13 protein-coding genes and 1 pseudogene are annotated in these 15,749 nt (G+C 39.1%); 5 read left to right on the forward strand and 9 right to left on the reverse strand.

The features are described 5' to 3' along the window. A pseudogene (locus G396_RS11770) lies at positions 1-179 on the forward strand (transposase); the annotation flags it as partial. A gap of 654 nt (positions 180-833) precedes the next feature. On the opposite strand, the gene polA reads toward G396_RS11770, so the two are convergent. The 4 genes from polA to ytpR all read right to left on the reverse strand — a co-directional run bounded on the left by polA (position 834) and on the right by ytpR (position 6,315). Beyond that, positions 834-3,497, reverse strand: a complete 2,664-nt coding sequence (gene polA, locus G396_RS0101965; protein ID WP_028124878.1) for a DNA polymerase I — start codon at positions 3,495-3,497, stop codon at positions 834-836. 258 nt (positions 3,498-3,755) lie between these two features. Continuing rightward, positions 3,756-5,087: a UDP-N-acetylmuramate--L-alanine ligase gene (gene murC / locus G396_RS0101975; RefSeq protein WP_428829638.1), complete on the reverse strand. Its 1,332-nt coding sequence runs from the start codon at positions 5,085-5,087 to the stop codon at positions 3,756-3,758. Between the two features lie 18 nt (positions 5,088-5,105). Continuing rightward, positions 5,106-5,651: a hypothetical protein gene (locus tag G396_RS0101980; RefSeq protein ID WP_028124880.1), complete on the reverse strand. Its 546-nt coding sequence runs from the start codon at positions 5,649-5,651 to the stop codon at positions 5,106-5,108. A gap of 34 nt (positions 5,652-5,685) precedes the next feature. Beyond that, complete coding sequence (ytpR, locus tag G396_RS0101985) at positions 5,686-6,315, reverse strand: YtpR family tRNA-binding protein (RefSeq protein WP_028124881.1); 630 nt, start codon at positions 6,313-6,315, stop codon at positions 5,686-5,688. 241 nt (positions 6,316-6,556) lie between these two features. Between ytpR and G396_RS0101990 the strand changes: the two genes are divergently transcribed. The 3 genes from G396_RS0101990 (at position 6,557) to trmB (ending at position 8,535) form a co-directional block, all read left to right on the forward strand. Further along, on the forward strand, positions 6,557-6,919 hold the full coding sequence (locus G396_RS0101990) for a hypothetical protein (RefSeq protein ID WP_028124882.1): 363 nt from the start codon (positions 6,557-6,559) through the stop codon (positions 6,917-6,919). 52 nt (positions 6,920-6,971) lie between these two features. Further along, complete coding sequence (locus G396_RS0101995; RefSeq protein ID WP_028124883.1) at positions 6,972-7,763, forward strand: phosphotransferase family protein; 792 nt, start codon at positions 6,972-6,974, stop codon at positions 7,761-7,763. A 124-nt stretch (positions 7,764-7,887) separates the two neighbouring features. Continuing rightward, on the forward strand, positions 7,888-8,535 hold the full coding sequence (trmB, locus tag G396_RS0102000; protein WP_028124884.1) for a tRNA (guanosine(46)-N7)-methyltransferase TrmB: 648 nt from the start codon (positions 7,888-7,890) through the stop codon (positions 8,533-8,535). 551 nt (positions 8,536-9,086) lie between these two features. Here trmB and G396_RS0102005 read toward each other — a convergent pair. From G396_RS0102005 to G396_RS0102015, 3 genes are all read right to left on the reverse strand, one after another. Beyond that, on the reverse strand, positions 9,087-9,944 hold the full coding sequence (locus G396_RS0102005; RefSeq protein WP_028124885.1) for a nuclease-related domain-containing protein: 858 nt from the start codon (positions 9,942-9,944) through the stop codon (positions 9,087-9,089). A gap of 409 nt (positions 9,945-10,353) precedes the next feature. Then, complete coding sequence (pepF, locus tag G396_RS0102010) at positions 10,354-12,168, reverse strand: oligoendopeptidase F (RefSeq protein WP_028124886.1); 1,815 nt, start codon at positions 12,166-12,168, stop codon at positions 10,354-10,356. A 59-nt stretch (positions 12,169-12,227) separates the two neighbouring features. Then, on the reverse strand, positions 12,228-13,259 hold the full coding sequence (locus tag G396_RS0102015) for a competence protein CoiA family protein (protein ID WP_028124887.1): 1,032 nt from the start codon (positions 13,257-13,259) through the stop codon (positions 12,228-12,230). 353 nt (positions 13,260-13,612) lie between these two features. On the opposite strand from G396_RS0102015, the gene G396_RS11325 reads away from it, so the two are divergent. Then, positions 13,613-13,762 (forward strand): hypothetical protein, encoded by a 150-nt coding sequence (locus tag G396_RS11325; protein WP_155857390.1) that lies wholly within the window; start codon positions 13,613-13,615, stop codon positions 13,760-13,762. Between the two features lie 408 nt (positions 13,763-14,170). On the opposite strand, the gene G396_RS0102035 is transcribed toward G396_RS11325, so the two are convergent. Together G396_RS0102035 and spxA are read right to left on the reverse strand one after the other, a co-directional pair. Beyond that, positions 14,171-14,908, reverse strand: a complete 738-nt coding sequence (locus G396_RS0102035) for an adaptor protein MecA (protein ID WP_028124888.1) — start codon at positions 14,906-14,908, stop codon at positions 14,171-14,173. Between the two features lie 201 nt (positions 14,909-15,109). Beyond that, a complete protein-coding gene (gene spxA / locus G396_RS0102045; protein ID WP_028124889.1) occupies positions 15,110-15,508 on the reverse strand; it encodes a transcriptional regulator SpxA in 399 nt (132 codons plus the stop codon). Between the last annotated feature and the right edge of the window lie 241 nt (positions 15,509-15,749).

Raw genomic sequence — 15,749 nt, forward strand, 5'->3', positions numbered from 1 at the left:
CAGGTTGCCAACTATATGCTCAACGTAAAATAGAAGTTGAGCCTGTTTTTGGTCAAATGAAGCGCAATTTTGGTGTACGAAGAGTTCATGTAAGAGGAAAAATTGGGGTTTCAAATGATATTGGAATCCTGTTAATGGCAATGAATTTAACCAGATTAGCAGAAATGATAAGAAGAAAAGGAAGGGGACCTCTTTTCTTTTCTTATATTTTATTAAAATTAATAAAAACCGAGAAACATCTCATCTTTTTGAAATGTTTGTCGGTTATTTTTGAGACTTTTTGCCCAGCCTCTTTGCGTTTATGTAATTATTTTCCATTACAAGCCAAGAATAATCTCAGGTATTTTCTTTACTTTCTTGGCTACACAAGCACAAAATCCAAATCTTTCCTCACTTATATATCCACTAAAGAACAAACCTAGATTCTTTCTTTACTTCAGCACCAACTAAAGAAATACTCTCTTCTACCGAGCTCCAACCACTGCCTCAAGCAGCAAACCTTACCAGCACCCTCTCCCTTCTCTTCTTTTCTTTCTGATTGAATGTAAAAAGGCTTCAACAATCCATGACAGTCGCACGGAGAATGGACTGGCGCACATCAAAGACTTGGCAGCTTGCCTGCTTAGTCTTTGAGTAGCCAGCCAAGTCCTTCAATGGGCCCGCCCATTGAAGGACGATTCCGCGACCTGCTTGGGATTGTTCGAAACCTTATATTTACTCAATTTTCTTTAATTTTGTCACTACTACCTTTTGCCAGCAATCACTATATTACTTTAATCAGTACTCACATTTGCCGGCACAAACCCTCTGACGAACTGCCACAGATTTTTGTCTTATTTCAACTCATACCAGTCGTTGGCTTGATTGTATTCCACCTTGAGCGGCACATCCAATTCCACACAGGATTCCATAATATCCGGCACCAAATCTGACAAGACTTCCATCTCCTCAGCCGGCCCTTCCAAAATCACCTCATCATGGACAGACAGCAACAAACGTGACTGCAACCCTTTTTCATCCAAAGCAGCCTGAATCCGCACCATGGCAATCTTAATAATATCTGCTGCTGTTCCTTGAATCGGCGAATTCATGGCCGTCCGTTCGGCAAAGGACCGAATATTGAAATTGGAAGCATCGATATCAGGTAAATAACGACGACGCTTGAACAAGGTTTCCACATAACCCTTTTCTTTGGCCTCCGCCACAATATCCTCCATAAACTGGTGGATATCTGGATATTTTTCAAAATAATTCTCAATAAAAGCCTTGGCTTGTTTCCGGGGAATATTCAAGTTGTTGGACAAGCCGTAATCAGAAATCCCGTACACTATCCCAAAGTTAACCGCCTTGGCTTGGCGACGTAGGTTGGCATCAATCACTGTGTCAGGATCCAAACCAAAGACCCGGCGAGCCGTAGCCTCATGAATATCTTCACCCGATTTGAAGGCTGCAATCATATGCTGGTCTTGAGCAATATGGGCCAGGACGCGCAATTCAATTTGGGAATAATCGGCCCCAAAGAGTTGCCAGCCTTCATGGGCTGGCACAAAAGCCTGGCGGATGCGCCGACCTTCTTCGATCCGGGCCGGAATATTTTGCAAGTTAGGGTCTGCCGACGATAGTCGACCCGTTTGAGTTAAGGTTTGGACAAAACGGCTGTGGATTTTGCCGTCTTCCTTGATATAAGTCGGTAGACCGGCTAGATAAGTCCCTTGAAGTTTGGAAATTTGCCGGTATTCCAGAATGGCGGGAATAATTGGATGTTTATCGGCCAATTTCTCCAAGACATCCGCAGCAGTAGAATAACCGGTCTTGGTCTTTTTAATAATTGGTAATTCTAATTTTTCAAAAAGAATCACGCCTAATTGTTTGACCGAGTTAATATTGAACTCTTCTCCCGCTAAGTCATAGATTTCTGCTTCCATTTGGGCTAAGCGTTCAAGTAAGGCTTGGTTCTTGTCAGCTAAAATTTGGGCATCGACTTTAACCCCTTGGATTTCCATCCGAGCTAGGACTCGGGCTAGGGGCATTTCAATGGTTTGATAAAGGTCCCACATATGAAGGTCTTTTAATTGTTGGGTCAAGGGTTCCACTAAAAGACCCATGGCCTTGACCTTATTGGCTAAATGGTCATTTAATTCAGCCTGGTCAGGGACGGCTTGTTTTGCCCCCTTACCATAAACAGCTTCATCATATTTAACTAGGCTTGGCATGTCATTATTGGTTAACATATCGGCCAATTCTTTGGCTAGGTGGGTATCGATTAGATAATTGGCAATCATAATATCAAAATCAATTCCAGCTAGGTCTAAACCAGCGTTGGCTAAAATAACTTGGTCCCGTTTAGAATCAAAAAGGACTTTTTGATTCGAGGCATCTGCCAACCATGCTTTGAAGGCAGGGCTTTGAATAGCTTGGCCCCAATCAGCTAAGTAAATCTCATGACTGTCAAGGTCTTGCCAAACCAGGCCAATGACTTGGCCCATATGATAATTTTCTTCCAACATTTCGATATAGAGGGCTGCCCGGTCAGGAAGGTGATCAGCCTGAACTTGGTCGACTTCAATCACTTGATAAAGCGGTAAATCTGCTGGTACTTCCTCGGGGTCAGCTTCCAAGCCAGTTTGGGCTTGCAATTGCGTTAAGAAGGAATTGAATTGCATTTGCCGGTAGAAATCCATTAACAGATCCGTTTGTTTTCCTTTGTAGGCAATATCTTCGAGATTTTTTTCGAGGGGGACATTGGTAATAATCTCAGCCAGGTCCCGGCTCATCAAGGCATTAGCTTTGTCGTTAATTATATTTTCTTTCATCTTGGAAGGCTTCAATTCATCCAAACGGTCATACATTTCAGCCACCGTATTAAATTGATGGAGTAACTTGAGGGCCGTCTTCTCCCCAATCCGGGTAATACCGGGATAATTATCGGAAGAATCTCCCATAAGCCCCTTCATTTCAATGATTTGTAGGGGTTCCAGGTCGAACTTCTCCCGGATAACTTCAGGAGTATAGGCTTCTAGATCAGAGACTCCCTTGCGGGTAATATAGACCGTAACATTATCAGTCGCCAACTGAGTCAAGTCTTTATCACCAGAAATGACAATCACTTCATCATCGGGATCGGCTTGACGGGATAGAGTTCCAATAATATCATCGGCTTCATAGTCGGCCATGTCGTAGTATTGAATACCGTAGCCATCTAAGAGGACCCGGAAATAAGGCAACTGTTCCTTGAATTCGGATGGAGTCTTTTGCCGGTTACCTTTATATTCCTCAAACTGTTTGGTCCGGAAGGTAGGTCCAGGTCGGTCAAAAGCCACTAAAATATGGGTTGGTTGAAACTGGTCTAGAATATTTTCCAGCATGCGGTTGAATGAGAATAAGGCATTGGTGTGGAGGCCGTTCTTATTTTTAAAGCGTTCTAGGTCCAGAATGGAAAAGAAGGCCCGGAAGGCTAAGGATGAGCCATCCAAAAGCACAATTTTCTTATGAGACATGAGTCTCCTCCTTTTTTATTTACAAATTAAATCATTAAAAGTCTTCCCTCTTATTGTAACGTGAAATGGCTGCTTTGTCCTTAATAGTGTTCAAAATAAATAAATTGATAGGGGTGCCATTCTTTCGTCGGGTAAATGATTTTTGTAGTTCTGTGCATTAAACCAAGACAAGCCACAAAAACTCAAGCCTTTGCTTCAAAAAAATCCCTACAAGCAGGCAGGGCCACTTGGAGGGATTTCATGATAATTTTTGTCAGTTTATAGACTGGTCTTATTCAATTGGCTGTAGGCTTTCTCAAATTGTTTAGAAAGTTCATCGATGTCACCGGCGCCCATGAATAAAAGCACTTCATCGGTATAGTCCATCAATGGTGACAAATGTTGGTTGGATATAATTTCCACGTTTTTAGGGACTTTGGCCGCCAAATCTTGGATGGTCACCGCCCCGTCATGTTCCCGGGCAGAATGGAAAATATCCACCAAGTAGACATCATCGGCCAGACTTAGAGCCTTACCAAATTCGTCTAACAAGGCAATGGTCCGGCTAAAGGTATGGGGTTGGAAGACCGCTACGATCCGTTTATGCGGGAATTTTTGTTGGGCCGCATCAATGGTGGCCCGAATTTCAGATGGATGGTGAGCGTAGTCATCAATCAAGGTTAAATTATTCACCTTGCGGGCAGAGAACCGCCGTTTAACTCCAGGGAAGGAGGCAATATGTTGGGCTACTAAGTCCTTATCAAAGCCTTCAAGGTTTAAGACAGTGATTACAGCCAAGGCATTGAGGATATTATGTTGACCAAAGGCTGGTAAGACGAAATGATGGTAGAATTCACCATTAATATAGACATCAAATTGTGAACCTTCAGGGGTCCGTTCAATCTTATCCGCATAAACTTCATTGTCATGACTGAAACCATAAAAATGAACAGGTACCTTTGCCTCTAACTTACGCAGGTATTCATCTTCACCACAGGCAATTACCCCCTTATGGGTTTGGTTGGCAAAAGTTTGCATGGCATCAAAGACCGCTTCAATTGATGGATAGAAGTCAGGATGGTCAAAATCGACATTGGTAATAATGGCATAGTCAGGTGAATAGGCCAAGAAGTGATGACGGTATTCACAGGCTTCAAGGGCGAAGTAGTTAGCCGCTTCATCCCCAAAACCGGTTCCATCACCAATTAGGTAAGAAGTTGGTTGAATATGGCTGACTACATGAGACAAAAGTCCAGTAGTAGAGGTTTTGCCATGAGATCCAGATACGGCGATTGACGTATAATTTTTGATTAAGTCGCCTAGGAATTTATGGTAACGGTAGATTGGCAGACCTAATTCTCGAGCCTTAACTAATTCAGGATGGTCATCACCAAAGGCATTACCAGCAATGATAGTCAAACCTTCTTTAATATTATCGGGGCTGAATTCAAACATTGGAATTCCTTTATTTTCTAATTCTTGTTGGGTGAAGAAATACTTGCCAAGGTCAGACCCTTGTACCTTATATCCTTCTCCGTGCAAAATTAAGGCCAAGGCAGACATACCTGACCCTTTAATCCCTACAAAATGATAGGTTGTATTTTTATCCATTGATGTCATCTCCATAATTTAATCAAAACGCAAAAAATCATCTGCGTCTTTACTTAATCTTTGTGCTAAGTGGCGTAAGTTCTGGTCAACCGGGTCGACCGGTGCCTGATAAGGCTTAGGTAACTTGGTAGGTTGAAAGGCTGTTTTTGACAGTTCAACAGCTTGATAAGAGGTTTGGTAACTTGACTTGGGCGAAGCTTGACCCTGAAAGCTCGGTTGGTACTGGCTCTTTTGACTCGCCTTTTTCACGCCTTGACTTTGGTCTTGAACCCGTTCTAATTGATCTAAGGCCCGATCAACTTTCTCTTGGGGCGTGTGGTTATTTAAGAAAGGAACTTTATAATCCTTGTCCTTGGACCCTTCTTCTGCCTTCAAGTCATTTTCGCGTTTAAGCTTAAGTTTTGGACTGGTTGGATGCGGTTTTTTCTGATTACTTCCTTGAAAAGCCGGTTTAAAACTAGACTTGGTAGCTGTTTCTTGGTCAGTCCGCGGACGGGATTGATAAATAGGACTTTTGCGTTTTTTTGCGGTATCTTTATGAAAGACTGGTCCTTGGTAATCCATAAGTCCCCTCCTTTAAGTGTAAATGAATGGGTGATTATTTTTGGTAAGCGGCCACGACTTGATCTAAAGGTGTGCCTGGTTCGAAGGAATCATCTAATTCCCAAATACCCGGTAAATCCTCGATTTGAGTCAAACCGAGTTCACGAGTTGAACAAATCATACCCATAGAGTCAACATTCCGTAATTGACCTGGCCAAATGATTTTGCCAGAAGGCATCACGGCACCTGGTTTAGCCACAATAACTTTAAGTCCTTGGTCAATATTGGCCGCACCACAGACAATTTGTAAACTTTCATCTCCTACATTGGTTTGGGTAACAGACAAATGGTCTGAATCTTCATGTGGACGACATTCCTCCACATAACCAACCACAAATTTAGGACTATTATCACTTTCAATTTGAGTGTCAAAGCCAGCCGCTTGAATTAAATCGTTAATTTTAACTACTTGGTCGTCAGACAAGTTTACTTGACCTTGACCCTCAAGGTTTAAGTCTTCAGCTACATTAAAAAGGTTAATGGCCTTAACTATTTGACTTTCCTCGTCTCTAATAAGGGTTACTTGCCCCTTACTTTCAACTTGGGCTTTATCACGGTCTAGTGGACCGACTGTTAATAAAAGTACATCCCCTAATGCTTGAGGATTGTAAAATGCTAACCACATGGATATAACTCCTTTTTTGTTCTTTTCTTTGCTTTCATAAACTAGAATCTTACCTAATTTTATGCACCTATCATTTTTACACAAAGACCTAGTAAAAGCAATCATGTCACTTCTTTATTTTAACTTATTTATGACGATTTTTTACCGTTTAAAAATAGAAGCCTTGGTCTCCCCGCTTAACTCCCTACCGCCTTTATGGTAAAATTATTAATACCAAAAAAATATTAAAAGGAGTCGAACCATGTCAAATCAAACCCGTGATAATATATTGGGTGGCGTGCTTTTAGCCACTGGTTTAATTGTTGGTGCCGCTGCTGCCTTATTCGTTAAACAAAATCAACCCTTAAATGCTGGCTTAGTTTTAAAAGAAATTAAAGCCGATTTTGCTAAAGAAGGAACCATTGAAGGTTCTTGGATTGACTACGATGCCATTGAATATCCTGTTTATACTAGCAAGCCCCTAGTTTATATGGGAGGAATTACCCGGAATGAAGCAGACCGCAAAGCCTATTATCAATTTGCGGCAGATATTTATACTGGTGAAGTCCTAGATGTTTACGAAGTAAATCGCGAAAATTTCGCAAATAGTGTTGACCAAAACTAAAAGCATGATAGAATAATTTTTATGTCTTATTATTTGTAGAAAGGAGCTGGCCATGTTTAACCAAGAACAGGATTGGGAATTTCATCCCCTATCCGGTGGTTCCGGTGAAGCCTTTATGGGCGTTCGTAAGGATGAAAAAGTCTTTTTTAAACGCAACGCTTCTCCGATCATTACGGCCCTTTCTGCAGAAGGAATTGCCCCTAAATTAATGTGGACCCAACGGACTTACTCAGGCGACACCCTCACTGCTCAACAGTGGGAAGACGGTCAAGTCCTAGAACGAGATGATCTATTTAACCAACGAGTGATTGATTTAATCCGGCAAATCCATGATTCCGATCACTTGCTGATGACCTTAAAACGGGTCGGCGAAGTTGAGAAAAAACCCTTGAATTTTATTGCGGATTATTATGATGACCTACCCGCCAAACTCCAATCTAACCAATTAATTAATTCAATTGTAGATACTTTACGCGACCAAGTGGATGATGATTTTTACCAAGTGTCTTATCGGGTTTGTCATGGTGACCTCAACCACCATAATTTCTTGTTAACCCATGATGACCACCTATACATGGTTGACTGGGAGAATGTCTGTATTGCCGATCCCGTCTCTGACCTAGCCAAACTAATGGTGATTTCTTTTCCACCTTCCCAGTGGAGTGACTGGCTAGCAGCCTACGGCCAAGATATGTCTGGTTCTTTCTATAAACGGATGTGCTGGTATAGTCAGGTTGCTTGTTTAAGTTTTATTAAGCAATACTATAATGAAGACCGGCCTTACCAAGTTAATCAAATGATTCTTAACCTCAAAACCATTCACCAAGAAGCCAAAGATTTATAAAATCCTTGGCTTTTACTTTGGAAAGATTCTGTTGACTGTTGAAATTTTTTAGATAGTCTCTGGGATTTCACCTATAGTTCTTAATTTCTCGTAATCAAATTTCATCACAAAGGAGTACTGACCCATGCGCTTACGCAACAAACCCTGGGCCAATGATCGCATCAAAGCCCATCCCCAATATGTCCCTGGTCAACCTGAACAACTTAAAGGCCAATGGCAAAGCCGTTTTGCCAAAAACCAACCCCTTCATATTGAAGTCGGTTCAGGCAAAGGCCAATTCATTGTTGAAATGGCCAAAGCCCATCCTGACATCAATTATATTTCGATTGAAATTCAAGCCTCAGCCTTAGTCTCCATCCTAGATAAGCAGATTGAAGAAGACTTACCCAACCTGCAGATTCTTTTAGGTGATGGCCGTAACTTAACCGAATATTTCGCCCCTGGTGAAATTTCCTTAGTTTACTTGAATTTTTCTGATCCTTGGCCTAAGAAAAAACATGCCAAACGGCGCTTAACTTCGCCCTACTTTTTGGCCCAGTATGAGAGCATCCTCCCTACCGGCGGTCAAATCCATTTCAAAACAGACAACCGGGGCCTCTTCGAATATTCTTTGGCCGCGATGTCGCAATATGGTATGATTTTGAATCAAGTCTGGTTGGACTTACATGCCTCAGACTTTGAAGGCAATATCATGACGGAATACGAAGAAAAATTCTCCGCCCGTGGCCAAGTGATTTATCGTTTGGAAGCGGCTTTTAAAGTAGGAAAGTAAAATAATCGAATGCCTTATGGCCTCCAAGTTTGGTTTCTTTGTCCTGCTTGGAAGCTTTTTTGTTTGGGGTGGATTATTCTTTGCTTAGCACCCAAGTATAGAAAATTTTTTAGTAAGTTCTTTACTTGACTATCAAGTGTGGAAAACTTGACTTTTTTTCTTTACTTGATCATCAAGTGTAGAAAACTTGGCTGTTTTTTCTTTACTTGGTCATCAAGTGTAGAAAGCTTGGCTGTTTTTTCTTTACTTGGTCTTCAAGTGTGGAAAACTTGGCTGTTTTTTCTTTACTTGATCATCAAGTGTGGAAAACTTGGCTGTTTTTTTTTTTACTTGGTCTTCAAGTGTGGAAAACTTGGCTGTTTTTTCTTTACTTGGTCATCAAGTGTAGAAAGCTTGGCTGTTTTTTCTTTACTTGGTCATCAAGTGTGGAAAACTTGGCTGTTTTTTTCCTAAGTTAATAAGTATGTGTATATAATATTCCAAACTCATCATCTAACTTGAAAATAGATTATTTTCTTCACTTTTCTCAATTGATGTCAGTAATATGCACCCTAAATATTTGCTTTTACACGAGCATAAAGATAACTTTGACTGACACTCTCTTTCAAAAACCTTTGTAAATCATTCATATTTATTTTACCAGGAAATAATAACTGATAATCACGGATATTCATATCGACCACTTCCCGCTTAGTCAACTGTTGACCACAGGGACAAAGTACTGTCTGACGTCCAACACTCAGAATTTTTTTATGACAATTTGGGCAAACTAAGCCAGGTACCATTCGGTTAAAATCTGATTTATGTTTAATTTCAAGAAATACCGGCTGTTTAATAGCATTCTTTGTAATCCAACTCTCAATAATTTCTATTCTTCGTTCATTTTCATCCGCCATCTCCTTCATTTTTCTTACCATAAAACTTAGTTGATTACGTAAAAAATAATCGATTCCTAGATTATTTTGTCCTCTCACATAACAATCATCATTTATAAACACTAAATACGAAAGCAACTGACAGTCAATTTTGCTATTAATTAAGCTAGTTTCAATTTGATTGGTATCACGTTTTAACTTAAAGAAAATATCTGGAATATGATAACCATCACTCCGAACTAAATGATCACCTGCAATCGTGAAATCATCCGCATAATTTTTGACATCTAATATAAATAAATGACTGCCACAATTCAATAAGATATCTACTTCTAAATAATTAGAAAAACGGAACCAGATATTGGGATGAACCCTCCAATTAGTTGGGATTAATCTTGACAAAATTGTCTCAAACTTCAACTCCCCCTCATACCCACTTTGAAGACGCAACAAGTGCTGACGTTCTTTTTTATTTAGATGGGAATGACGCTGTAGAGCTTCAAAATATTGTAACTCATAACTTTTTGTTTTCATTTTATACCTCCTATTTATAAATACAAAATTTAAGACGAATTCCGTGTCCTAATTTTAAATTTAATAAAAGGTTGAGCTAAATTTTCTTTACTTATTGGGTTAGTCAAGAATATTTTCTTTGAAATAATAACAAGTGTAGAAAATTTTTTAGTAAGTTCTTTACTTTAGGTTTTACTATGTAATTATTTCCTTACTCTGACTAAATCAAAGAATCTACAGCTATTTTTCCTCACTTAATACTAAACTAAAGAATTCCTTCCACACTTAGCATACAAGTATGGAATCCTCCTAATAGTTATTCCAAAAATCATTCGAGTTTTTCAAAACTCGAATGGTTTTCACCTATATTCAACTCCAAATAAAGAAGCTCCCCGCCAAACGGGGAGCTTTCTATATATAATCCTACAAACTATTTATTCTTCCGAATCAATTCTTCGAATTCGTTCAAGCGGCTTTCAAAGACATCCAAGGTATCATTGATGAATGTAGCTTGGGTCATGTCTACGCCAGCCGTCTTCATGGTTTCTACTGGATAGTCTGAGTTACCAGACTTCAAGAAGCCTTTATAGCTTTCCAAGACAGCAGTGTCGCCACTCAAGATCTTATCAGAGAAGGCAGTTGCGGCAGATAAACCAGTGGCATATTGAAAGACGTAATAGTTGTAGTAGAAGTGTGGAATCCGAGACCATTCAAGGCCGATTAATTCGCCAGAATTTACAGCATCACCGTAATATTTTTCATTTAATTCACGATAATTTTTGCTTAAGAAGTCGGCGGTTAAAGGTTGACCCTTAGCATCGGCTTGGTACATGAAGTGTTCGAATTCAGCAAATTGGGTTTGACGGAAGACGGTGCCTTTGACGCCATCCAAGAAGTGGTTCAAGACATATAATTTCACTTCTTCATTGTCAGCATATTTTTCTAATAAGTAAGCTGTCAATAAGTTTTCATTGGAGGTTGAAGCAATTTCCGCTAGGAAAATTGGGTATGAACCATATTCGTATGGTTGGTTATGATGGGTTAAGTATGAGTGGGCAGAGTGACCTAACTCATGAATCAAGGTATACATTGAAGAAATGTTATCTTGCCAGTTCAACAAGATATAAGGGTTAGAATCATAAGTACCAGAAGAATAACCACCTGAGCGTTTACCCTTGTTTTCATACACATCGATCCACCGTTCGTCAAAAGCCTTTTGGATAATTTCTAAGTAGTCCTCACCCATTGGTTTCAAAGCTTCGAAGACGATTTCTTTAGCTTCTTCGAAGGTAAAGGTTACCGGTGGTTCACCTAATAATGGCGTATACAAGTCATACATTTCCATGTCATCTAGACCAAGGATTTCTTTCCGTAAAGCAGTATAACGGTGTAATAAATCTAAACGTTCATTGACCGTATCAACTAAAGTATCATAAACAGACTCTGGCACGGAGTTTGAGAATAAGGCAGCCGCGCGGGCAGATTCGAATTTATGTACTTTAGCATTGAAATTATTATGTTTAATTTCACCACTTAAAGTAGAGGCTAAAGTATTCTTGAATTGGTCATAGATTGAATAGAATTTTTCAAAGGTATCTTTCCGTACGCGACGGTTGGATGATTCTAATAATTTACCATATAGACCATGAGTTAATTGAACTTTATTGCCTTCAGCGTCTTCCACTTCTGGGAAAACAAAGTCGGCATTGTTCAAGAATGAGAAAGTGTTAGCTGAAGCATTTAAAGCTTCAGAAGCTTGAGCTAAGATCAATTCCTCATTTGGCGATAAGACATGGTCGCGACCTAAGGTTTCAACTTCCAAATAGTGCTTATAATCTTGTAAACGGGCATTTTCAGCGATGAAGCCGTCTAGTTTTTCCTGGGGAATCGCTAATAATTCGGGTGTTGAATAAGAAATTGTTTGACCAAATTCAGCATATAGTTGGGCAGCCTTGGCTTCCATTTCTTGATAATTGGCGTCGGTAGAGTCTTGGTCATGCTTCAAGTGCGCATAAACGTAGACATTAGACATTTTGCGCGCGATGGCAAAGATATCATCCAAGACCTTTGCTAATTGATCAGCCGAATCTGCTAAAGTACCTTGGTAAGAAGCTAAACGCTCAAAAGAATCTTTAACTGCGGCAAAGTCCTTTTCTTGGTCAGCATCAGAGGCATACATGGTAGTTAAATCCCATTTATATTGTTCTTCAATTTGTTCACGTGTTACTACTTTATTTTCGGACATGAATCCAACTCCTTTATTAAGTCTAATACATTAATATTAGCACAGATTTTAATCAAATGCTAAGAAAGTATATTCTTTAATAAATCCACAGCAGCCAGTACATAATCTACCATTAATTGATCTTGGTCAATCACGAGACCACCCCCTTCAAGCCGTAAATAGTCCTTTTTCAATAATAAATGAAAAAATTCTAATGCACTCTGGTAGTCCCCTATCTTATAGTAATAGGCATACAGCCAGGCTAAAGTCAGCCAAGCCGGTTCTGCCGTTACCAATCCAATCCAGGCCTGGTCAAAGATCTGAGCCGGCAAGTCATCCAAGTTTAAGCCTAAATGATAGAGAAAATTTATTAATCGACTTAAAGCCCGATTACGGATACCAAAACGTTTCTGATTAATGATTGACTGACCGGCAGGTTTAACTTTTAGAAAATAGGGCTGACCTTTCCCTATGTCAGGCAAAAATTTTCCTTTCTTCAGACGACTAATAAAGTTGCGGCAAGAAATTTCCCAGAGATAAGACGCCTGGTCTCTGGGGAAAATCAAGCCCGGTACGGTTAAGACTTTTACTTGACGGTGGCTTAAATCCAAAGCCAACCAATAATAAGTTTTCCCTTGCTTGGCTAGACACCGCTTTAACCATGCCTTCAATTTTTTATCTTGAAAAACCATCTCACTCAAAAACCAAAAAGCTTGATAACCCGCTTGGTGATAGTTACTTTGACGATATAATAAATCCTTGCGGCCAATTTTAGCATACTGAAACTCGAAAATTAAGCGATTATTAACCCGTAAATCAGCAATAAACTGTCCGCCTAAAACAGGCACTTCCATTTGGGACAACAAGCCCATTTCTTTACAAAGAGACCACATAAATAATTTCGAAGCTTGGTGACCAACACTCTCCCCCAAATGCTTTTGACTTAAGTCTTGACCACAAGGATAGGTATGCGCAAAAAAGGCCCGCCCTTTACGATTCCTTTTCCAGACTAAATTCTGCCCACAATGAGGACAATAAATTGGAGTTCCATCGGCCTTTCTGTAGTTCTGGGCGTAAACCAAGTCCCCATCCCCATTCAAACCAGCATACATATAGATCCCCCCTAATAATAAATACAATCATTAGTCAGAAATCCTTTTTTAAATTTTTCATATTTATGCTTTTTCGCTTGGCTAAACAAGGTAGACTATAGCTGAAATTAAAGCAAGAAAGACTTTGCATGCAAGAAACCCCATCTCTATTAGATAAACTAAATGCTGCCAGCCACCGTAAGTTAAAGCTCTTGGACCATGACCTCTGGTAGTATTGTTTAAGATCGATTAACGTCGGTGGCAAGCTTGCTAAAAGCGCGGGTCAAGTCTTTATTGAAGGAATCCTTGCCAATGTTATGGTTAACATTACTATTCTGGGATCCATCCAGTTAAAGAAGTAAGCTGCGAAAATTATGTTTATCCTCGCTATCATTGCTTCTTTTGGCTTCTTCGGTTTTGAACACATGATTGCTAACTTTACCTATTTTCCCATGGCTTTCTTTACGGGTGGTCCGAGTCATTTATCTGATTTATCGATTCCTACAGCCCTTTTCCATTTGTAACTCAAGTTCGTATTCAAGTTCTATAATCAGTTGGTTCGCTTGTTAGGTTTAAATGATGACAAGATGGGGTGATCTTCCTTTCGGACGAGACAAACCGTTAATCCCTTGCGAAAGATATATCCTGCGCCAAGTCGCAATCAGGAATGGATTATTTATCCCAAGTTCATTGGCCAGGGTTTGTTAGGAATTGACCCACCGCCTTATCTGTTAAGTATCCTTCATGTTGTATTTTTTAGCTAACGGTTTGTATCCAATCGTATCCGAAAGATATTCTACGACGACTTTCATTTTGAAATCTAAGCTATATTTAGCCATACAAAGACCCCCTAAAGTTGGATTTTTTGGTCCAACTTTAGGGGGTCAGTACACTATTAGAAATTAGGTCTTTCAAATGTTAAATTAATTTAGTTAAAATTTATCAGCAAAAAAAGTTATAGCATCCGTCTTGCGGATTAACCGGCCATGTTCATGTAAATAAGCTTCAGATACAGTCACATCTTGACCATAATCAAACATTTTCAAAATAATCAAATGAAGTTGAGTATCATTTACCGTTTCAGACACCTCATCTAAGGCTAAATAATAGGATTCAGACATATAATATAGATTAGATGTCATATCATAATCAACCATATCTTTTGCTAAGCTAATAAAGTCATCAATCGTTTCAAAGCGAACAACAACATCCTCATTGGGTCTAAAATTCTCATTTTCTTCCAGGTCTGTCTCATTTAATTCTTCAGAAAACCCTTTTTTGAGATAGTCAACTAAATCAAAATTTTCTAGTTGCTCTTTATTTGACAATGACTCTTGATCTGTTTTATTAACGGATGGAGAGTCCTCTTTATCTTTCTGTTTAAAAAGATGATTCATCATATCTTCTGAGAAGAATTCCTCTGGATTTTCAAAGTTATTCCGAGATATATACAATTCTAAGCCTTTTTTATTCGGAATGACTTGAAACGTTACCGCTTCTGACTCGCGGAAATGTCGGTCAACATCAACTTCTTCCAAAATCGAATAAAAGAAACGCTCTATATTTTCTTGACCACTCACTAAGTCTAAGAAATTGACGCCCCTTTCATCTAAGTCAACCGCATCAATTGAGACTTTAATTAGATTGTCATTAATTCTTTCCATTTCCATCCATGTCACCTCCAAAGTTACCATCTTTATTATACCCTTTTTGAGTACCAGTAACTATTTTAATGTACTTTGAATTGTAACAGACTATAAAATGAATGCAAGTCATACTTCCTATATCAAAATCAAGTCAAGAGAATAATAATCTGACAAAAATAAAAAGCCTGGAGATCCAGGCTTTTTAATGATTTAAATAAATAGTTCTTAGTCGTTTACCAAAGCTCTTGCACGTTGTAATTCACGAGCACGAACTGATCTAGGTAAGAAACGACGGATTTCATCTTCATTATAGCCAATTTGAAGACGTTTTTCGTCGAGAATAATTGGACGACGGAGTAAACCTGGTTCATTTTGAACCATTGTAAAGAATTCATTCATTGGTAAGTCGCTTAACTCAACATCTAATTCTGAATAAGCTTTAGAACGTGTCGAAACGATATCTTCAGTACCATTTTCTGACATTTGTAAAATTTCTTTAATCTCATTCGCAGTCAATGGATCAGTAAAAATGTTACGTTCTTCATATTCAATATTGTTTTCTTCAAGCCAAGAACGAGCTTTTCTGCAAGATGTACACGAAGGCGTTATGTATAAGGTTACCATAAAGGACCATCCCTTTCTTCTAAAGCAGCCAATGGCAAGTTACTCTTCCTCTTTCAAGGTCAAATAATATTCTAATCATCTTACTTATGGTCACCATTATACACTCATCTATACCGCTTATCAAGGTATTTTCCCAAAAAATAAATTGTGGTTACTTCAAAAATAATTTTTTTAATCAATTTAAGTTTGAAACCATTTTTAAAACACTATATTTATCGCTTTTAAAAATAGATATTAGGAT

It is taken from the genome of Eremococcus coleocola DSM 15696 (genome assembly GCF_000428865.1).
Lineage (GTDB): Bacteria > Bacillota > Bacilli > Lactobacillales > Aerococcaceae > Eremococcus > Eremococcus coleocola.